The organism is Bacillus sp. FSL M8-0063, assembly GCF_038005545.1.
GTDB classification, from domain to species: domain Bacteria; phylum Bacillota; class Bacilli; order Bacillales; family Bacillaceae_G; genus Bacillus_A; species Bacillus_A wiedmannii.
In genome coordinates this window covers 1,780,587-1,799,802 of sequence record NZ_JBBOTJ010000001.1, presented here as the reverse complement: position 1 = coordinate 1,799,802, position 19,216 = coordinate 1,780,587, and the positions used below count along the sequence as shown (strand labels likewise).

The following is a 19,216-nucleotide window of genomic DNA, read 5'->3' as shown; positions in this document are numbered from 1 at the left end:
TATAATAAAAATAAAATTCTAAACAAATAATAATTTCATTCATTCTTACAAAATTATTAACTTTCCAAATTTATAAAGGTTTTCATTTTCTATTACCGAAAGTATAGTGCGGTAGAACAAAATTTATATTTGGAGGTTAGAAGTATGTCTAAAATTGAAACTCCTGTTATGACTTCTTTACAAACAACGGTTGAAAAAATGATGAAGGATTTAAATGTTCCTGGAGCTGCTGTAGCTGTTATAAAAGACGGTGAAGTTATTATTTCAGAAGGATTTGGCTATCGAAATTTAGGGACAAAAGACACTGTTACACCGAATACTCGGTTCGCAATCGGTTCCTCAACGAAAGCTTTTGGTACACTTTCATTAAGCTTGTTAGCACAACAAAATAAGTTTAATTGGGATACTCCTGTCCAGTCTTATATACCTAACTTCTCTTTATCTGAACTACTTGCTAGCTCACAAGTTACCGGACGAGATTTAGCTTCTCATCGAACTGGTGTAAGCCGTCATGAGGCTCTTTGGTACAGCTCTTCCTTATCTCGAAAAGATCTCGTTGAAAAAATAAAACATTTACAACTTGATGCACCGTTCCGCACAGCATTTCTTTATAACAACTTAATGTATGCAACAATTAGCTACATTGTTGAAAACATTACAAATCAAACGTGGGAGCAATACGCTACAGAACATATTTTAGAACCTTTAAATATGAGACATACAAATTTCTCTGTTACAGATTCACAAACTACAGATGATTATGCTTTACCTTACATTGAAAATGAAGGTGAAATAAAAGAAGTTCCATTCCGCAATATTGATACGGTTGGCGCTGCTGGTTGTATTAATTCTACAATTGAAGATATGGCCAATTGGGTCCTTCTTCACTTAAAACAAGGGAAATTTGGAGAGCATGAATTAATTTCTCCTGAATTATTACAACAAATGTATACACCGCACAATTCAATTCCAGATCAACCGGTTTTATCACTACCTGAATCTCCATTAAATAGTTACGGCCTTGGTTGGTTTATTAGCGCTTATCGTGGTAATAAGGTGATTCATCATGGTGGTAATATTGATGGATTTTCAGCGCTTGTTTCATTCATACCAACAGAAAACATAGGCCTTGTCATTTTAACGAATGCTGGAGGTACATTACTACCTACTTATCTCGCTAATCAAATTTATGACGAACTACTTGAATTAGAATCCATTGATTGGCATAAACGTGCTGTAGAAGATACTGAAAAAATGAAGGAAATGATGAAAGAAGCAACTGAATCCATTCCTGAACAAATTAAAGGGACTACACCTTCTCACAAGTTAGAAGATTATACCGGTACTTTCGAGCATCCTGCATATGGAACATTACAAGTATACAAACGAGATGATTCGTTATTTGTAAAATTTATGGAGATGGACATTCAATTAGCGCATCATCATTACGACATCTTCTCTGCAAAAGTTGACTTATTCCAAATGAAAATGAGTTTATTATTGGCTTATGAAATGAGTGTTAGTGGTGAATTCCCATCCCTTCAGTTACATGTACCAACTATGTTAAGCACGCAGCCGCTTGCATTTAAGAAAATTAAATAAATATTTTAATAGAGGGAAGATAACACTTCCCTCTATTTCCCTTTAAATTATCCATCCGAAAAAAAGGATAATACGTAAAGGATACAGAATTCTATTATTCAACTAATTAAATTACCAAGAGGAAAAGCTGTGTACACAGAAATTTCCAAAGAAATTGTTTCGATTACTCATCACGATTATTCAGGTTGTATAGATAAGGAAGGATGGGACGATCCTGCTACTTATTTACAGACAGTTGAAAAACTAGAGAGACAAGGAGAACTAACACCAGTACAATTTACTGAAATTGTACGTGATTACTTACTAGACTTTAAAGATAATCATATGTTTTTCAAAATGCACTCTAAAAATCAACCTCTTAACAGTGTTGGCTTCCAGGTGAAAAGATACGAAGACCGCCTATATATTACATCCAATTCACAAGAAATAAGAGTGAAAAAAGGACAGACTATTCTAGCATTAGATAATATGAAAATTCCAGAGTTATTAATAAAATATAAGAAGTATTTAAATGAGAATACATATGAACGTGAAAAATGGGATTATGTTTTATTAAAATCATCAAATTGTACACTTATAGATGAAAATGGCGTAACCGAAACCATTACTTTACAAAAGTATAAACAAAGCGAATATACGCCTATTTATTCATTTAAACAGCAGAATAAAGATACAATCTTAATTACTTTGACGGATTTCGCAAATACTGATGCTATTAATAAATTATTAGACTTACATAAAGATGAGCTTAATACTTTTCCGAACTTAATAATAGATGTGCGATTGAATCGTGGCGGGAGTGATGATGCATTTTTTAAATTACTTCCTTACTTATTCGAAGACAAAGAGATTTCCCTTTTAGATTCTTCAGATACAATGCAATTAAATCATACAGAACGAAACTTTCATTTACGCATGAAAGACATCGAAATGGAAGATTATGATTCTTTAGACGAACTTTCCAAAATATTCACAGATATATTTATTCAAAATTTAAAAAAGAATTATAAAAAAGGATTCGTTACATTTGATACTTCTGAGTTACCAAAAGAACTTCAATCATTAAAAATACACGGACGAAAATCACCTTGTAGAGTAGTTATATTAACAGATGTTACATGTGGAAGTTCTGGTGATTCTTTTGTAGAAGTAGCAAAAAAATCATTGAAAGTAAAAGTAATTGGTCGTCCTACTGCTGGTTTAAATGATTATTCTAATTTAGCGGTAATGGAATGGGCTGATACATTTGCACTTTACTACCCTACTTCACGGCTCTCTATTATAGATAAAGGCGAAGGAATGTCCGGAATTGGTATACAGCCGCATATACATATCCCGTGGACTCCGGAACATCTACAAGAAGATGTTGATTTAAAATTAGCATTACAACTGCTTCAAAACGAAGAATGGTAAAAAAATAAAGGTAGATGTGAATCACACCTACCTTTTCTATTTCATATTAATTTTTCTGGTTGAAACCAAATTGGCTTTAATGACTCAAAGTCTTTATGATCTTCTAAAACTATAGTAAGACGCTCTAACGTATCATCTAACATGTGCGGTGCTGCTCGTAAACTCCAGACAACTGAAGAGAAAACCGTCATGCCAACGTAAACCGCATATAATTTCCAAAACTCCTCTGGTATTCTCCCGTTAAAGTATCCTTCTATTTGTCCGATTGAATACGGAATACTAATGTCCCTTGCAAATAGTGCAATTTTTACGAAATCATGAAGTGGGTCGCCCCAATCGTAGCCATTAAAATCAACAACACCTACATATTTCGCATCACGTACAATTATATTTTCTAAATGAAAATCATCGTGTTGAAATCGATTTGGGCGGCTTTGTAAATATATTTCATTTTCATCTATAAACTTAATGATTTTATCATCTTTTTTTATTTTTATTCCACATGTTTTATATGCCTCTACATATTTTCGATGTTTTTTCATTGCTCTTTCATACCATGGAAGGATATCCTTAGGAGCTTCATATGTATGCATTTTTGCTAAATCTTTTCCTGCCTCTATACCAATTTCATATTGTTCTTTTGGTGAATACGTAGGCAATAGCTTCTTCGCATCTTCCCCTTCTAAATATGAAAAAATGCCATAGCATAAACCTTTTTCTGCCAACAAACCCATTTCAATTGGTTTTTGTGCTTGCACACTACGGTTTTGCATTTCATTTAAAATTTGAAACTCTATTTTCTTTCTTTCATACTCTTTCATATCGCCTGTCCGCAATAAATATTTTTCGTTATTCGCACACGTAATTATATATTTCTTATCTGGTGAGAAACCTTTGGAGATTTCTTCAATATTAACTGCATCCTTTACTATTTGTATATTGTTTTGCCATGCTGTAATTGTCTTCATATATACTCCCCTTACATTTCTACATTTGGTGTATACGCTACTTCTATTATAAAACCATTCGGATCGTAAAAAGAAATGGGCTCCTCTAATTTGCTACCCAAAATTCAATATGATGAATACCTGCTCGAAGTGTATTCATATTAAGAATACGCCCCTTGTACTACTTGTACAATTTCCATCGGTGTATTGACCATATAATCTGGTGCATCTTTTTTCACTGTTTCAATGACATCATATCCCCAAGATACCCAAATTACATTTACCCCAGCCTTTTTACATGCTGCTACGTCTCGCTGTTCGTCACCAACATATAACATATCTTTCTCTGTTATCTTTTTGGATTTTAAAAACCGTTTTATCATTTTATCTTTTCCGAACAAATTTTTTGAACAATACACTTCTTGAATATTTTCTATATCATTATTGTGTAAAAATGCTCGAATATGCTCTTCTGAGTTCGATGATATGACTGCAATTCCGTAGCCTTTCTTATGTAGTTCATCTAATACATCCTTCATCCCATGGAACAAAATGAGATCTTTTATAGCAGGTTGATACAATTTATAAAACTCTAATGCTAATATCGGTAGTTTATACAGTGGTACATCGAGTTGTTTACATCTCTCCGGCATCGTTAATTTACGTAAATACTCAATTTCTTCTTCCCTTACGGTTTTATATCCATGCTTTTCAGCAAGCTGGTTATAAATTGGTACAAATATATTTTGTGAATCTACTAATGTGCCATCAAAGTCAAAAACAATATATTTTTGCATTCCCATACTCCCTTACTTCTTTTTTCCTAAACCTATTTTATTCAACAATATAGTTGTCTTACCCTTCTATAAGCATAAAAAAGAACAAGATTTTCTCTTGTTCTTTTTAAGAAAGCCATTTTGGCGGTACATTCGTATTCCAATAAATATTTCCTAACTCATGGTGTCCTGAGTACCCATCATCAAATCGATGATAGTGGAAATTAAAATAGTAACCATCTTGCGGTGGATGATCTCTTCTTACATGAAATCGCAATAAGTCATTTCCTGATTTCGTGTCATACACATGAAAAATCTTTTCATTATTTCCGCCAGCTGGCCTTTGAGAAATCGCTAATGATTGCAGCGAATCTTCTGGTACATCATTGGCAAGCTGAGCAATTGCCTCTTCAATTTTCGGTAATATTACATCTTTAAACTCATCTTCAATTACTGGACCAATTTTAGTGCCAAACTTTTGCATCGACTGCTTCTCTGCTTCTAGCATTGCATAAGTAATAAAAGTATCGGTGGTTAACCTGTCATTCGTTTCTTCATATGTATAGGACGTACTCTCCAAATTTTGTTGCCCAGCTGTACTCGTAGGCTTGTCCGCAGCTTTGGCATTATCAAGCAATATGGAAGGAGGCGTCACTAAACCAAATGTAAATACGGTAATTAATGCGACTAAGGTTTTTCTAAACCAATTTGGCATTTATGTTCCCTCCCTTTCACTCATTATATTTTATATAACGGTTGTTTCTTCTATTATACAAAATGATTGTAATTTTTGCACTTTACAATTTTGTTAACGTTCACATATTTTTCACTTGAATATGAAATTGTAAGATTTCATACAATATAAGTACAACAACAATGAGGAGGCAATCAGATGACTTTAGATGTCATGTATTCCGCCGCAAGCATACTCGTTTTAGTATATTTCCTTTATCAATGTGTAACAGATTAAAAAAAGAGCCATTTTCCGGCTCTTTTTCTATGGTAAAAATACAATCCAACCAATCCATACTATAAAAATAATCCCGGCAATTACAGCAGGTAATAAATAAAAATGAGAAAGTATAACTATTCCATACAAAAGCAGTACTGGAAGTAATAAATAGCGATCTGCCTTCCATCTTAACAGTAGTAATTTTCCTTCATCACAATATAAATGAAGAAACATTTTTTTCGTAAATTCATTCCAATAATCGCGCGCATAACGAGAAATTGCAACTAAAGAAAATACAAGAATAATAGCTACAATCCACCTCGGACTCATGATAATACTTACAGTACTTATACATACAATTTGAATATAAAATATTCGTGCACTACTTGTACGGAAAAATTCTTTTAAAAAGGATTCAACAATACGAGAATCTTTTTTCTTCCCTAAAAACTTTTTAGAACATGGAAACATCCACGGCTTTTTATTCGAACTACTCGGTTTAGCCGCATGACCACCAACTTGCATAATCCCACTCGTCCAGCGCATACTTTCTTCTTTCTCTTTCTCAACTTCTTTAAAAAAGCAATTTTTATAATTTAGTTTTTCTTTTATCAATACGATAATTAATAAAACTGCTAGACCGATACATAGTATAGAATAAAAGGAATTTTTATAAATAAGAAACAGACTCAATCCAAAAAAGGATAGACTTATAGAAAATATCACATTTTTTACAATCCATAGTAGCCATCGTTTCCCCACACGTATATGAATAAATCTCGTTAACAACGACAACATAAATCGAAATGCAGTAAAAAATAGCCAAAATAATATGATTTGTACCTGCGCCACTCCAATACTTTTCATCAACACTGGTAACATAGCAACTACTACCACTACATTCGTTATCGCTATTCGAATTAACGTATATGTCATGCCATACTGGATTAACTTTTGCATGTGAGCGGGATAAGAAATTAAAAATAAACTATCCGCTTGTTCAAAAAATGAGCGAACTCCTCTAGAATATGTAATCACATAAAATGCGAGTAAACCTAATCCGAAATAAACTGTCTCTCCCATCGATAATTCTTCCATCCATAGTGAACGATAATAAATCCCTATAAATATAAGTGCAGGAATAATAATATATAGTGCAACCGTCCAATCCGTTATAGAACGTATGGACTTCCATTTACGCCCCAGTTCATGGCGCAATCTTTTATAAAATTGTTGTTTAATCATGCTGTTCACGCCTTACTATTACATCAAAGCAGTCTAATAATGAACTCCCTGGCATTTCTGCTAACGCTTGGATAGATTCTAGATTTCCATCTGCGACTAATGTACCTTGTGAAATGAGTAAAAATCTCTCACAAATTCTTTCAGCTGTGTCTAATACGTGCGTACAAAGTAAAATACCTGCGCCACGTTCTTTTTCTTTATATAAATAACTTAAAAACTCTTTCGTAGCTACTGGATCTAAACCGATAAAAGGTTCATCAATGATATAAAAATCTGGTTCAGTTAAAAATGCCAAAATGAGCATCGATTTTTGTTTCATACCTTTTGAAAACTTTGATAAATACTCATGTTTATGTTTATCCATTCGAAACATATGTAATAACTCTTCTGCTTTTCTTTCCCAGCTTCCTACTTCGTTCTCGCGAGCATCCATTAATAGTTCGATATGTTCCCAAAGCGTCAAATAATCATAATATGTCGGGTGTTCCGGCACGTATGCATAAGGATTTTTCTTTTCACCAAATGATATTTCACCATTCATATTTACAAGTAAACCGAGCATCGTTTTAATCGTCGTACTCTTCCCAGCACCATTCGCACCAATAAGTGCAACTAATTCACCTTTTTCAATTGAAAAGGCAATATCATGAATTGTCTTTTCCCCTATATCATATCCGGCAGAGCGAATATTCACGTCTAACATACATTCCCCTTCTTTCCATTTCCAATAAAATCAAGGAAAAGAATAACATATAACTATCTATATATCATTATAAAATATTTATTTTCATAGCAGGAATACATACTTTTTAACAGAATATTTAATGTTTGATTACATTTTATTGGAGTGGATTATATGTCTTTTCAAATTCGCGAAGCTACAATAGACGATATAGATGCACTTTGTTCTTTAGCGAAAGAATTAAAAGGTTCTTCTATTTCCTATGAAGATATGAACAACCGATTGCAATTCGTACAAATGAGTCCTTTTGATTTTTTATATGTTTATGAGGAAGAAGAAACCATATGTGGATTACTTGGGTTTCGTATACGTGAAAATTTAGAAGATATAACTCGTTATGGGGAGATTTCAATTATTAGCGTTAATTCTACAATACGACGGAAAGGCATTGGACAAGTATTAATGGATTATGCAGAACAATTAGCAAAGACACATAATTGTATCGGCACATGGCTAGTCAGTGGAACAAAAAGAGTAGAAGCACATCCTTTTTACAAAAAATTAGGATATGAAGTAAATGGATATCGATTTGTAAAACATTTTTAAACTACTTATAAATGGAAAGGACTAAAACTATGACAAACATCGAAGCTATTTTTATTGATCGTGACGGTACAATTGGCGGTGACACTACAATACATTATCCAGGCTCTTTTACATTATTTCCTTTCACAAAAGCAGCTCTGCAAAAACTAAAAGCTCAAAATATAAAAATTTTCTCTTTCACAAATCAACCAGGTATCGCAGATGGGATAGCGACTGTAGCTGATTTTGTACAAGAATTAGAAGGCTTCGGTTTTGATGATATATACGTATGTCCTCATAAACACGGTGATGGTTGTGAATGCCGTAAACCAAGTACAGGTATGCTGCTGCAAGCGGCTGAAAAACACGGGCTTAATTTAACAAAATGCGCTGTAATTGGTGATCGCTGGACTGATATCGTTGCAGGAGCAACAGTACATGCGACAACGATATTAGTTCGAACAGGCGCTGGATATGATGCTTTACATACGTACCGAGACAAATGGGCACATATTGAACCAAACTACATTGCAGAAAACTTTGAAGATGCTACAAATTGGATTTTAAATCAACAATAATACAAATTAAAAGAGACGTTTTCACAATGAAAGCATCTCTTTTAATCTTATATTTTTTTAAAACGTTAATTCATAATGGAAATAACGATTATCTCTCAAATAACCATTTTCAGCATATAATCGCTGTGCTGATAAATTATCAATCTCCGTTTGTAATTTTACACCTTTTGCACCATTTTCTAATGCAAATTCTTTAGCAGCTTCTAGTAATTTTTTACCTGTTCCTGCTCCGCGCTTAGTGGCTTGTACAAATAAATCATTTAATATCCATAATTCTTTCATCGAAATGGAAGAAAATGATGGATATAATTGTGTGAAGCCTATATATTCACCGTCTTCAACTGCTACAAAAATAACGGATTCTTTTCTCTCTATTCGATTTCGCAAAAATACTTTTGCTCCTTCTAAATCGGAATCTTGTCTATAAAACATACGATAGTTATTAAAAACTGATGCTAGTCCATCTAAATCTGCAATTGTTGCCTCATATATTCTCATTTTACTCCATTCCCCTTCCAATACTCTCTCATTATATCTGTTGCCCATTTAGGCTGTACAATTTCTTCTTTCGGCATAAACTCTTTCATTATCGGCTTTATATCCAATATAGGGGTGCCATCAATAGCATCTAATCCCTCAACAATAATTGATTTACCTTCTCTTTTGATCACCTTTACAATTGTGGTTCCTATGCGATTCGGACGATTTTTCCCGCGCTGTGCAAAAATGCCTACTTTAGGATAATCATTATTATTTCTAGGATGTCTAGCAAAATATTGAATTTGTTCATCAGTTACTTTATGAAAATAAAAAACAACTTCAATATGAGAAAAATCTTCAATCCCTTGTATACTTTCCTCTGTATATATTTCAGTTAAAGTAATATTGGATCTTACTTCTCCCCACTCATCATCTTTTATTTCCTTTCTTTTATTATGTACAAATGCGATTGGTTGAACTGAAAACATACGCATTCCCCCTTAAATGTAACCACTTACATTATAAAGTATTTTCAGAATGTTTTCCACAAACACGAACTAGGTTACATAATATAATTATGATCTATTTCGTAAAGCGAAATTAACTGCTTCAACTGCATGTATATAAGTTGTGTCGAATACCGGAATGGATATGTCTTCCTGTTTTATTAATAACCCTATTTCTGTACAACCTAATATGATTCCTTGTGCCCCTTCTTTTACTAGCTCTTCTATAACTCTTTTATAATACTCTCTAGATTGGGATGTTATCTTTCCTAAACACAATTCTTTATATATTACTTCATTTATTTTATCTCTATCCTTTTCTGATGGAACCATTACTTTTATATGATTCTCTTCTATGCGTAACTTATAAAAATCTTGCTCCATTGTATATTTAGTTCCAAGCAAACCAACCTTTTGAATATCTTTCCTTTTAATTTCTTTCGCAGTTGCATCAGCGATATGTAAGACTGGAATATGAATATTCTTCTTTATTTTCTCAACTACTTTATGCATTGTATTTGTGCAAATAATTATAAAATCTGCTCCTCCCCTCTGTAACGAATATGCTGCATTTCCTAATATTTCTCCTGCTCCATTCCAATCTCCGTTAGACTGGAATCGCTCAATCTCTTCAAAGTCCACACTATTAATCATACATTTTGCTGAATGTAACCCTCCCAATCTCTCTTTTATTTCTTCATTTATGATTCGATAATATTCAGAAGTTGATTCCCAACTCATACCACCAATTAAACCTATTGTTTTCATTACAACAAACCCACCTTATACTGTTTTATAAAACTAATCACAACATTTTATTATGTATATTATACATAATAAAACAAGACTTTACGTTTATAATATAAAGTCTTGTTTTAACTATTTCCAAGGAAATTTTATAAGAATATTCTGAAATTAATTATTGGATGTTTTTATAGAATCTTCATATTGATAATGAAAACATTCTCGATACAACTGTTTAATTTCATCATATGATGGCACACGTGGATTATTTGCTGGACTTCCACTTTCAATTGCATCCAATGCCATTTTAGAAATAGCTGTTTCAAATTCAACTTCACCAATTCCGTATTCTTTTAAATTTGGGATACGAAGATCAAAACAAAGTTTTTTTATTTCCCTCAGCGTGTAGTCGGCTACTTCTTCATCACAATAGGAATACAAATCTTTATTTATACAACGTCCAATTTCTGCTAGTCTTTTTACTGCACTAACTTTTGTATATTCTAAAACTGTAGGTAATAGTATTGCATTCGATATACCATGTGGTACATGAAATAACGCTCCTACCGGCCTTGACATTCCATGAACTAACGTAACAGATGCATTTGAAAATGCGATTCCAGCTTGTAAGGAAGCAATCATCATCGCTTCTCTTGCCTCCATATTCTCTCTATCTTCATATGCAATACGTAAATATTTCATAATACTTTCAATAGCGGAAAGTGCAAGTACATCGGTAAGCGATTGTGAAACTTTAGATATATATGCTTCGACTGCATGACATAATGCATCTATCCCTGTTGCTGCTGTAATATGAGGTGGTACCGAACGCGTTAAAATTGGGTCAATAATCGCTACTTGTGGGGTAAAACTCGGATGCTTCATCATCATTTTTACATCTGTTCGTTTATTCGTAATTACTGCTACACTTGTTACTTCCGATCCAGTACCAGAAGTTGTTGGGATTGCAATTAGTGGTAGCGGATCGTTTTCTATTTCCATATCTTTTTGGACGTAATCTTCCACTTCTCCACCATTTGTATATAACACCGCAACTGCTTTCGCAGCATCAATACAACTTCCACCACCAATACCGATAATAAAATCACACTTTCCTTCTTTACAAAGTGTTAACGCTTCTAACACGTGTATATTTGTAGGCTCAGCATTTACTTTATTATATGTAATAACAGTTATACCTTTCGTATTTAATTGTTGTATACACCTCTCAACATATCCTAAATCCTCCATAATTGTATCCGTAACTATAAACGCTCTTTTCCCCAACTTCTTAGATTGTTCCCCCAGCTTTTCAAGCGAATTTCTTCCATATAATACAGACTTCGGCATACGAAACTCAGCAACATCTTGCAAGTACTCCACCCCTTCTTACCCTAATTTATATTTTAGTTTATAAAATATCGACTTAATAAATTCCTGTTGCAGTATAGAATGCAATTACTAAAAATACAGCAACCGTTTTCAAAATTGTAATAGCAAAAATATCTTTATACGACTGTTTATGTGTTAAACCTGTGACTGTAAGAATAGTAATAATAGCCCCGTTATGTGGTAATGTATCCATTCCTCCCGATGCCATTGACACGATACGATGCATTACTTCTAATGGAATATCAAATTGATTGGCCGCTGCAATAAACTTATCTCCCATCGCACTTAAAACAATTCCCATTCCTCCTGATGCAGAGCCTGTAATTCCAGCTAAAATATTCGTCGTTACTGCTCCATTCACTAAAGGATTCGTGAATGTGGCAGAAATGCCGTCTCTCATAATCGCGAAACCTGGAAGTGCTGCAATTACCCCACCGAATCCAAACTCAGCACCTGTATTCATCGTTGCAAGTAACGCTCCACCAATACTTGTATTCAATCCAGCTTGAAATCCTGTTACTACTCGTTTCCAATATAATAATAACGTTGTTACAATACCTATAATAAGTGCTAATTCTACTGACCAAATTCCAACTACTGCACTTAATTCTACTTTTCCAAATGCTCTCATACCAATTGCAGAAAAATCAAAACCATTCGGATACCACTTCGGTATCATAATAGTAAAAACTTTATTCATTACACCTACTAAAATAAGTGGTATAAAAGCAATCACTTGCTGTACTCTTGTAATTTCAATACTTTTAAGCATCGGCATATCTTTTTGTTCTACTTGCAAAGAAGCTGCCATTTCAGTATTCCCATCGTTAAAACCAAAATACCCTTCTCCTGCTACCTTCGCCTTCTTACGTCTACTCTCTAAATATAGTAAACCTAACGTGAGTACAAAAATTGCCCCTACAATACCAAGTATCGGCGCAGCATAAATGTCCGTTTTAAAAAAGGTTGTAGGTATTACATTTTGAATTTGTGGTGATCCAGGTAGCGCATCCATTGTAAACGTAACTGCTCCAAGAACAATTGTTCCAGGGATTAAACGCTTTGGAATATTCGCTTGGCGAAACAACTTAGCTGCGAACGGATATACAGCAAACACTACTACATACACACTAACACCACTATACGTTAAAATAGCACCCATTAATACAATCGCTAAAATCGTACGTTTTTCACCAACTAACTCTATAATTGTTTTTGCAATCGAGTCTGCAATTCCTGACATTTCTACTACTTTACCAAATATTGCACCAAGTAAAAATACAGGAAAATATAGTTTAATAAAACCTACCATTTTCTCCATAAAGATATTCGAAAAGAAAGGTAATACAAAACTAGGTTCTGTCAAAAATACCGCAAATAAAGCAAAAATCGGTGCAAATAAAATAACAGAAAACCCTCTATATGCTACAAACATTAGTAAACTAAGTGCTAATAATATAATAACTAGCTCCAATTATACCCCTCCATTTAAACAGAAAATTCAAACTTTTATAAATATAATTCTACTAATCTTTTGATTTTGACATCCCTCCTCTTATTCATACAAATTTTTCATGCTAAAAATGTCTAATTATAAGTATTCGATTACATATGAAAAATCCCTTTAAACATAAACGATTTCATCGTCATACGTTATAAAGGGATTGTTAGTCTCTATATTTACTTCTTTACCAAACTATTTTCTGCACAAAAATGCCGTAGTTCTTTTACATCATTTACTATATAAGTCGCACCAATTTCAGTCAATTCTGTTTCACTACCATAGCCATATAAAACGCCTATTGAGGAAATTCCATTATAATTCGCACCGATTATATCGTGTTTTCTATCTCCAATCATAACAATCTCTTCTTTATTAAAATCTTCATTTGTTTGTAAAATATGAGCAATGATTTCTTCTTTTTTTATTCTCGTACCATCTAAGTTACTTCCAATGATACTTTCGAAATAATTCGTTAGTTGAAAATGATCTAGTACTTGTTCAGCAAATATAGTAGGCTTGGAAGTTGCTATAAATAAACGATTTCCGGTATCTTTTAATTGTTTTAAAAGACTTGGAACACCCTCGTATACATTATTTTCTAACAATCCACTTTGTTTTAAATACTCTCTGAAATAAAAAACAGCTCTTTCAACTTCTGCTTCATTCATATTATACCTCTCTACGAATGATTGTTGGATGGGCGGACCGATAAATGAGTCTAACTCATTTACATGTAATTCTTCAATTCCAACTTTTTTTAATGCATACAATACTGAATTTATAATTCCTTCTTTCGGATCCGTCAATGTTCCATCTAAGTCAAATAGAAATGTTGTATACACATTTAATCCCCCACTCCAATTTACTTTACATATTATATAGAAGGCTTTTTCATGCCTACCTTTTACTATATTACCATTATTTATCTTTTCAAAAAATTATCCCTTCTATGTCACATACGTTCAGTTACAAAATGGAATACATATGATAAAGTAAAAAAGTTACAATTATTTTAATAGAAACTGGTGATTCTAATGTCAATAACGTTAATTGTTATAATGATTTTCACAATTGTTATTCACGCGGTTGAAACAAGCTCTTATAGTATTCGATTAGCTGGAGTGCGTTTAAAGAGAATTGCTGTTGCTTTATCTGTCGTAGGCATGGTGTTACTTATATCAAGAACATCTAACATGCTACAAGCCTTTTTAATCGGCGGGATTGTCGATGAGGCAAAACAAGACGCTTCCATTAATTTAGAACATACTATACGGCTCGTTCTATTATCCGCCTCTGTCGGTACTTTACTTGCGATTATACTGTATCCAACTTTGACCAAATTATTTGGATACGTCATTCAAAACTTTGAAACTGACGGTTCTTTCATTCGAATGATGAAAACGAATAACATCCAAAAATTAAAGTACACCAAAAAATATGTACGCTTTCCAAAACTAGAAATGATTCATAGACTGCGTATCGGTGGTATTCCAAAACGTATTATGCTTATTAATATGTTTGCTACTGCAATTTATACAGCTGGTGTTCTTTCAGCCCTATATGCTTCTTTTTTACTTCCAGCTTACGCAACCAAAGCTACTACAGCTTCTGGCCTTATTAATGGTTTTGCTACTATTTTATTAACAGTGCTGCTTGATCCACGTATCGCTCTTTTAACAGAGCGAGCTCTTCAATCAAAAGAAGGTGCAGAAGCAATGAGTAAAATGTATGGTTGGCTAATGATTTCTAGACTTTTTGGTACGTTATTAGCACAACTATTATTCATACCAGGTGCTTACTGGATCACATGGATTATTAAACTGATGAATTAGTCCTCTATAAAAATAGTAGGTGGGATAACAAATGACTATACAAACAGAGCAAGATATAATTCGCTTAATAGAAAACGACGAATGGATGATGAACGTATTACAAATGGCAAAATCAATAGAGTTACCTGATTGGTGGATTTGCGCCGGATTTGTTCGTTCTAAAATTTGGGATACTTTACATAACTATGAAGCTAGAACAACTATGCCTGATGTTGATGTAATTTATTATAATAGTCTACATAAAGATGAGATATACGAACAATCATTAGAAACGAAATTAAAGAATATTGATGCTATTATCCCTTGGTCGGTAAAGAATCAAGCTCGTATGCATGTGGTGAATAATATGCCACCGTACTCTTCTTCTGTTGATGCTATTTCTAAATTTCCTGAAACAGCAACCGCTTTAGGGGTTACATTAGACGAAAAAAACAAAGTTATATTAACAGCCCCATGCGGTATTGAAGATGTTCTTTCCTTACAAGTGAGACCAACAGCTCATTTTCTTGAAACAAAAGAACGATTACATATATACAACACTAGAGTTAATAAAAAGAACTGGCAAAACAAATGGCCTAATATTACAATCACTTATCCCAAAATGTAAGAAAAGGAGCTTCGCATTACACGAAGCTCCTTTTCTACTTTATTTCAAAAACTGAATGACTATTTCAGCAAATCGATCTGCTTCTTCATAATGCGGTGTATGACCACTCTCTTCAAATACAATATAATCCCCATTTTGAGCATCTTTATTAAATGTTTCAATTTGTTTTTCACACGTTACTACATCATGTTTTCCTACAATTAATAACATTGGATTTTGTATATCTTGTATCTTAGGTAATAATGAAGTGTGGAATACTCCTTCTAATTTCAATCTATCAAAATGAATTTTGGAACGATTTGAAAATACTTCCCACTCATCATCACTATATAAACTCTCATCTGTCACATCTTCCTTATAATTGTAAATCTCCATTCTTTTTTCTTTTAATTCATCGCTTAATCTTATATAGGCTTCTAGCAACTTTCTCCTGGTCCACCATGCAAGTATAAGACCGGTTTATTTTTAGGATTCCCATGCGTTTCAACGTATAGCTTTTTCCCTCTAATGTTCATGTGTTTCCCTACTTCTATCAAATTCGTCTTTATAATCATCACCTTCTTTTTTTACTGAATATTATAACATTTTCTGTTAAATAATCCCTATTACATTTAAAAAGACAACGATTATTGCAAGTGGTGCTACAAATCGAAGTAAAAACGCCCAACAAATAAATACTTTCTTTCCATAATTTCCACCTACAAAAAACTCTGCTTCTAGCACCTTCTTTTCCATTTTGAATGAAACGAAAATACTAATAAATAGTGCTCCAAGTGGCATTAAGATATTACTAGATAAGAAGTCTACTGCATCAAAAATATTCTTTCCGAAAATCGTAATATCACCCCATACTCCAAATGATAATGCTGATGGTATACCTACTAAGAAAATGCCGAAACCGATCATCCATGATAATTTCGTTCTCTTTTCTTGTTCACCATTTGCTAATGCTGAAACAACTGTCTCTAGTAGAGAAAATGCCGATGTTAATGTCGCAAATGTAAATAGTGCAAGAAATACCGTTAAGAACAACCCACCGAATGGAATTTGACTAAATACAGATGGTAATACGATAAATAGTAACCCAGGCCCTTCTGTTGGTTCCATTCCTAATGAAAATACGGCCGGAAAAATAGCAAGACCCGCAAATAATGAAACAAATAAATTCAATCCAACAATTGTTATTGCTGATTTTGGTAAACTTTCTTTTTTATTTAAATAGGAACTATACGTGACCATAATCGAAATCCCGATACTAATCGCAAAAAATGATTGGCCCATTGCGAACAAAATACTTTCTGAAGTAATCTTTGAGAAATCTGGTTGTAAGAAAAACTTCACACCTTTCATTGCGTTATCAAGTGTTAGTGAGCGAACAATAAGAGCAACAAATAATACGAACAATGCTGGCAACATATATTTACTTGCTTTTTCAATTCCGTTTTGTACACCTTTTGATACAACCCAAATCGTAATGAACATAAAAGCGAAATGTCCCATAATCGCCCAAGCGGGATTTCCAATTGTTTCAGTCAATAATACTCCATAATTTTGTCCCGGAGTAATAAGTTGTCCCGTTACTCCTCTGAATAAATAAATTAACACCCATCCACCTACAACACTATAAAACGAAAGTAGTATAAAACATGTTCCAACGCCAAGGCGTCCAATCCAGTGCCATCCTGTATTAGGTGCGATACTTTTAAATGCTCCAACTGCTTGTTTCTGTGTACTGCGCCCAATCATAAATTCAGCTATAAGTAGTGGTAGTCCAATTAATACCGTAAATAATATAAAGATTAAAAAGAATGCTCCTCCCCCGCTCTTCCCAGCGATATAAGGAAACTTCCATATTGCGCCTAGTCCAATTGCTGATCCTGCTGCAGCCATTATAAAACCTAATTTCGAAGTCCATTGCTCCGTCTGTTTCATCTTATTTTCCTCCTAGTTAAATTACTTTATATAAATAATTAAATTTTTCAAACCAATCCGAATAAACCCTCCATTTCTATTTCCATAAAATAAAAAAATGGCTCAACGTCTCTATATAAAGAGACGCTAAGCCATTTACTTAACGCGGTACCACCCTTATTGATTCCATTATGAATCCACCTTAGTAGTAATCGTTTGATTACAAACCTAATATCGAAGGTTAACCGTTAAGATTTACTAAGAATGTGATTCCGTTCCACCTTACTGCTCCTAGGCGAGTTCAGGATGTCATTTGACTATGTCACACCAACCCATAGCTCTCTGTACAAATATACGACCTTACTACTCCTATTCAACACATTTTAATATTTAGAATATATTTTCTTTTGAAATTAATATGAAGTATATCGGTTATATTTATAACTGTCAAGGGCTATATTAAAATTTGATGAGAAACCCCTTTTATTTTTCATTATCCTTCATCATCATCACCGTGATCATCAGTACCTTCTTCTTGATCATCGTCATCTTGTTGTTGAGATGACTCCTTTTGCTGAATAGCATTATTTACCGCTGTAGTAGACATGACTTCACCTGTTATTGTATGTACTCTTACATCAACCGTTTCTGTTTGTTTTTTTATTATAATTTGGTAGGTAGACATACCATTTATATCGACTACACTTACCTTCTCGATAAAACCGCCTGGTACTTTTTGTAACGCAACTTCTTTCGCCTGCTCTTCTGTAACGACTTTTTGTATTTGTGAAGTACCAATAAAAGCACCCGTCGCTTCTTCAATTTCTACCATTACATTCTCATTTGCACTTTTCTCTATCTCTATTACATATACATTTTTTTCGTTCTTTTTCTCTAGTCTTATCCCTTTCACATTCCCTTGTACTTGCTGCACTGCAATCTCTTTTGCTTGCTGCTCTGTAACTTTTGTCGTTTGTTTCTGTAACAATTGAATTTTCCCGGTAGTTTTTTCAATCTCAACTATTGTACTTTGAGTAGCATTTGTTTCTACCGATATTACAAATACCTCTATCCCCTTTCTTTTTTCTAATATAGTTTGTTTAATGATCCCCTGTACTTTCTGAAGTGCCATTTCTTCCGCTTTTTCTTTCGTTATTGTATTACTTTTTAATGATATTTCTTTTGCACGTTTTATGTTACCACTTTGAGCATCTACTATTATTTCATATGAGCCTTTTTCATTTAAAAGATTTACCTTATATACATCTTGTTCCCCTTTGTTTACTAATTTCATATTTTTTATTTTTCCAGGATACTGTTCAGACACAATATTCTGAATTTGTTTTTCAGATAATATTTTTTCTCCTTGCTTAGAAACAATACGTTGTGATACAAAAGCTACACTTACAAGCACAAAACAAAGTAACAATGTAACCTTCCATTTCTTTTTCATTTTCAAA

The 19,216-nt window shown here is 33.3% G+C and carries 19 protein-coding genes, 2 pseudogenes and 1 other annotated feature; of the genes and pseudogenes, 6 read left to right on the top strand and 15 right to left on the bottom strand.

The window, feature by feature from the left end; genetic code table 11:
* Positions 1-144 precede the first annotated feature (144 nt).
* Together MKX31_RS09085 and MKX31_RS09080 are read left to right on the top strand one after the other, a co-directional pair.
* Entirely contained in the window at positions 145-1,602 is a 1,458-nt protein-coding gene (locus tag MKX31_RS09085; protein WP_098103302.1) for a serine hydrolase, read from the top strand.
* A 129-nt stretch (positions 1,603-1,731) separates the two neighbouring features.
* Positions 1,732-3,015: a S41 family peptidase gene (locus MKX31_RS09080; protein ID WP_340980650.1), complete on the top strand. Its 1,284-nt coding sequence runs from the start codon at positions 1,732-1,734 to the stop codon at positions 3,013-3,015.
* Positions 3,016-3,056: 41 nt separating this feature from the next.
* Here MKX31_RS09080 and MKX31_RS09075 read toward each other — a convergent pair whose 3' ends face one another.
* The 6 genes and pseudogenes from MKX31_RS09075 to MKX31_RS09050 form a co-directional block, all read right to left on the bottom strand.
* Entirely contained in the window at positions 3,057-3,983 is a 927-nt protein-coding gene (locus MKX31_RS09075; protein WP_098103303.1) for an aminoglycoside phosphotransferase family protein, read from the bottom strand.
* A gap of 29 nt (positions 3,984-4,012) precedes the next feature.
* Positions 4,013-4,122, bottom strand: a pseudogene (locus MKX31_RS29240) (aminoglycoside phosphotransferase); the annotation flags it as partial.
* Between the two features lies 1 nt (position 4,123).
* The gene (locus MKX31_RS09065; RefSeq protein WP_001174998.1) at positions 4,124-4,759 is read right to left on the bottom strand and encodes an HAD family hydrolase; all 636 of its coding nucleotides are present in this window, start codon (positions 4,757-4,759) and stop codon (positions 4,124-4,126) included.
* Positions 4,760-4,865: 106 nt separating this feature from the next.
* Complete coding sequence (locus tag MKX31_RS09060; protein WP_064477370.1) at positions 4,866-5,453, bottom strand: YpjP family protein; 588 nt, start codon at positions 5,451-5,453, stop codon at positions 4,866-4,868.
* A 282-nt stretch (positions 5,454-5,735) separates the two neighbouring features.
* Entirely contained in the window at positions 5,736-6,935 is a 1,200-nt protein-coding gene (locus tag MKX31_RS09055; protein WP_098103305.1) for an ABC transporter permease, read from the bottom strand.
* The gene (locus tag MKX31_RS09050; RefSeq protein WP_000887839.1) at positions 6,928-7,638 is read right to left on the bottom strand and encodes an ABC transporter ATP-binding protein; all 711 of its coding nucleotides are present in this window, start codon (positions 7,636-7,638) and stop codon (positions 6,928-6,930) included. Before MKX31_RS09050 ends, MKX31_RS09055 begins: the two co-directional genes overlap by 8 nt.
* A gap of 153 nt (positions 7,639-7,791) precedes the next feature.
* Here MKX31_RS09050 and MKX31_RS09045 point away from each other — a divergent pair, with 153 nt between their 5' ends.
* Both MKX31_RS09045 and MKX31_RS09040 read left to right on the top strand, forming a co-directional pair.
* A complete protein-coding gene (locus tag MKX31_RS09045) occupies positions 7,792-8,223 on the top strand; it encodes a GNAT family N-acetyltransferase (protein ID WP_000009770.1) in 432 nt (143 codons plus the stop codon).
* 29 nt (positions 8,224-8,252) lie between these two features.
* Positions 8,253-8,780, top strand: a complete 528-nt coding sequence (locus MKX31_RS09040) for an HAD-IIIA family hydrolase (RefSeq protein WP_064477374.1) — start codon at positions 8,253-8,255, stop codon at positions 8,778-8,780.
* A gap of 57 nt (positions 8,781-8,837) precedes the next feature.
* Here MKX31_RS09040 and MKX31_RS09035 read toward each other — a convergent pair whose 3' ends face one another.
* The 6 genes from MKX31_RS09035 to MKX31_RS09010 form a co-directional block, all read right to left on the bottom strand.
* Positions 8,838-9,278 carry a GNAT family N-acetyltransferase gene (locus MKX31_RS09035; RefSeq protein ID WP_061679521.1) on the bottom strand — a complete coding sequence of 147 codons (441 nt, stop codon included), beginning with the start codon at positions 9,276-9,278 and terminating at the stop codon, positions 8,838-8,840.
* Complete coding sequence (locus MKX31_RS09030; protein ID WP_103655297.1) at positions 9,275-9,748, bottom strand: SAM-dependent methyltransferase; 474 nt, start codon at positions 9,746-9,748, stop codon at positions 9,275-9,277. Before MKX31_RS09030 ends, MKX31_RS09035 begins: the two co-directional genes overlap by 4 nt.
* 87 nt (positions 9,749-9,835) lie before the next feature.
* On the bottom strand, positions 9,836-10,534 hold the full coding sequence (locus MKX31_RS09025) for an aspartate/glutamate racemase family protein (protein ID WP_088046794.1): 699 nt from the start codon (positions 10,532-10,534) through the stop codon (positions 9,836-9,838).
* Between the two features lie 147 nt (positions 10,535-10,681).
* Positions 10,682-11,884: an alcohol dehydrogenase EutG gene (eutG, locus tag MKX31_RS09020; RefSeq protein WP_064477377.1), complete on the bottom strand. Its 1,203-nt coding sequence runs from the start codon at positions 11,882-11,884 to the stop codon at positions 10,682-10,684.
* 52 nt (positions 11,885-11,936) lie between these two features.
* Positions 11,937-13,376 carry a GntP family permease gene (locus MKX31_RS09015; protein ID WP_064477378.1) on the bottom strand — a complete coding sequence of 480 codons (1,440 nt, stop codon included), beginning with the start codon at positions 13,374-13,376 and terminating at the stop codon, positions 11,937-11,939.
* Between the two features lie 206 nt (positions 13,377-13,582).
* On the bottom strand, positions 13,583-14,248 hold the full coding sequence (locus MKX31_RS09010; protein WP_340980644.1) for an HAD family hydrolase: 666 nt from the start codon (positions 14,246-14,248) through the stop codon (positions 13,583-13,585).
* A gap of 192 nt (positions 14,249-14,440) precedes the next feature.
* Between MKX31_RS09010 and MKX31_RS09005 the strand changes: the two genes are divergently transcribed.
* Together MKX31_RS09005 and MKX31_RS09000 are read left to right on the top strand one after the other, a co-directional pair.
* Positions 14,441-15,238 (top strand): lipid II flippase Amj family protein, encoded by a 798-nt coding sequence (locus tag MKX31_RS09005; RefSeq protein ID WP_340980642.1) that lies wholly within the window; start codon positions 14,441-14,443, stop codon positions 15,236-15,238.
* A 31-nt stretch (positions 15,239-15,269) separates the two neighbouring features.
* Positions 15,270-15,845: a nucleotidyltransferase family protein gene (locus tag MKX31_RS09000; RefSeq protein WP_340980640.1), complete on the top strand. Its 576-nt coding sequence runs from the start codon at positions 15,270-15,272 to the stop codon at positions 15,843-15,845.
* 39 nt (positions 15,846-15,884) lie between these two features.
* Here MKX31_RS09000 and MKX31_RS08995 read toward each other — a convergent pair.
* The 3 genes and pseudogenes from MKX31_RS08995 to MKX31_RS08985 all read right to left on the bottom strand — a co-directional run bounded on the left by MKX31_RS08995 (position 15,885) and on the right by MKX31_RS08985 (position 19,209).
* A pseudogene (locus MKX31_RS08995) lies at positions 15,885-16,399 on the bottom strand (alpha/beta hydrolase).
* 37 nt (positions 16,400-16,436) lie between these two features.
* Positions 16,437-17,777 (bottom strand): sodium-dependent transporter, encoded by a 1,341-nt coding sequence (locus MKX31_RS08990; RefSeq protein ID WP_340980638.1) that lies wholly within the window; start codon positions 17,775-17,777, stop codon positions 16,437-16,439.
* 116 nt (positions 17,778-17,893) lie between these two features.
* Positions 17,894-18,142, bottom strand: a binding site (T-box leader).
* Positions 18,143-18,249: 107 nt separating this feature from the next.
* Positions 18,250-19,209 (bottom strand): PepSY domain-containing protein, encoded by a 960-nt coding sequence (locus tag MKX31_RS08985; protein WP_340980637.1) that lies wholly within the window; start codon positions 19,207-19,209, stop codon positions 18,250-18,252.
* Positions 19,210-19,216 lie beyond the last annotated feature (7 nt).

Bases quoted from the DNA above. Each gene is read 5' to 3' on its own strand.
- MKX31_RS09085 (WP_098103302.1), top strand. From the start codon at position 145: ATGTCTAAAATTGAAACTCCTGTTATGACTTCTTTACAAACAACGGTT.
- MKX31_RS09075 (WP_098103303.1), bottom strand. From the start codon at position 3,983: ATGAAGACAATTACAGCATGGCAAAACAATATACAAATAGTAAAGGAT.
- MKX31_RS09065 (WP_001174998.1), bottom strand. From the start codon at position 4,759: ATGCAAAAATATATTGTTTTTGACTTTGATGGCACATTAGTAGATTCA.
- MKX31_RS09060 (WP_064477370.1), bottom strand. From the start codon at position 5,453: ATGCCAAATTGGTTTAGAAAAACCTTAGTCGCATTAATTACCGTATTT.
- MKX31_RS09055 (WP_098103305.1), bottom strand. From the start codon at position 6,935: ATGATTAAACAACAATTTTATAAAAGATTGCGCCATGAACTGGGGCGT.
- MKX31_RS09050 (WP_000887839.1), bottom strand. From the start codon at position 7,638: ATGTTAGACGTGAATATTCGCTCTGCCGGATATGATATAGGGGAAAAG.
- MKX31_RS09045 (WP_000009770.1), top strand. From the start codon at position 7,792: ATGTCTTTTCAAATTCGCGAAGCTACAATAGACGATATAGATGCACTT.
- MKX31_RS09040 (WP_064477374.1), top strand. From the start codon at position 8,253: ATGACAAACATCGAAGCTATTTTTATTGATCGTGACGGTACAATTGGC.
- MKX31_RS09035 (WP_061679521.1), bottom strand. From the start codon at position 9,278: ATGAGAATATATGAGGCAACAATTGCAGATTTAGATGGACTAGCATCA.
- MKX31_RS09030 (WP_103655297.1), bottom strand. From the start codon at position 9,748: ATGTTTTCAGTTCAACCAATCGCATTTGTACATAATAAAAGAAAGGAA.
- MKX31_RS09025 (WP_088046794.1), bottom strand. From the start codon at position 10,534: ATGAAAACAATAGGTTTAATTGGTGGTATGAGTTGGGAATCAACTTCT.
- MKX31_RS09005 (WP_340980642.1), top strand. From the start codon at position 14,441: ATGTCAATAACGTTAATTGTTATAATGATTTTCACAATTGTTATTCAC.
- MKX31_RS09000 (WP_340980640.1), top strand. From the start codon at position 15,270: ATGACTATACAAACAGAGCAAGATATAATTCGCTTAATAGAAAACGAC.
- MKX31_RS08990 (WP_340980638.1), bottom strand. From the start codon at position 17,777: ATGAAACAGACGGAGCAATGGACTTCGAAATTAGGTTTTATAATGGCT.
- MKX31_RS08985 (WP_340980637.1), bottom strand. From the start codon at position 19,209: ATGAAAAAGAAATGGAAGGTTACATTGTTACTTTGTTTTGTGCTTGTA.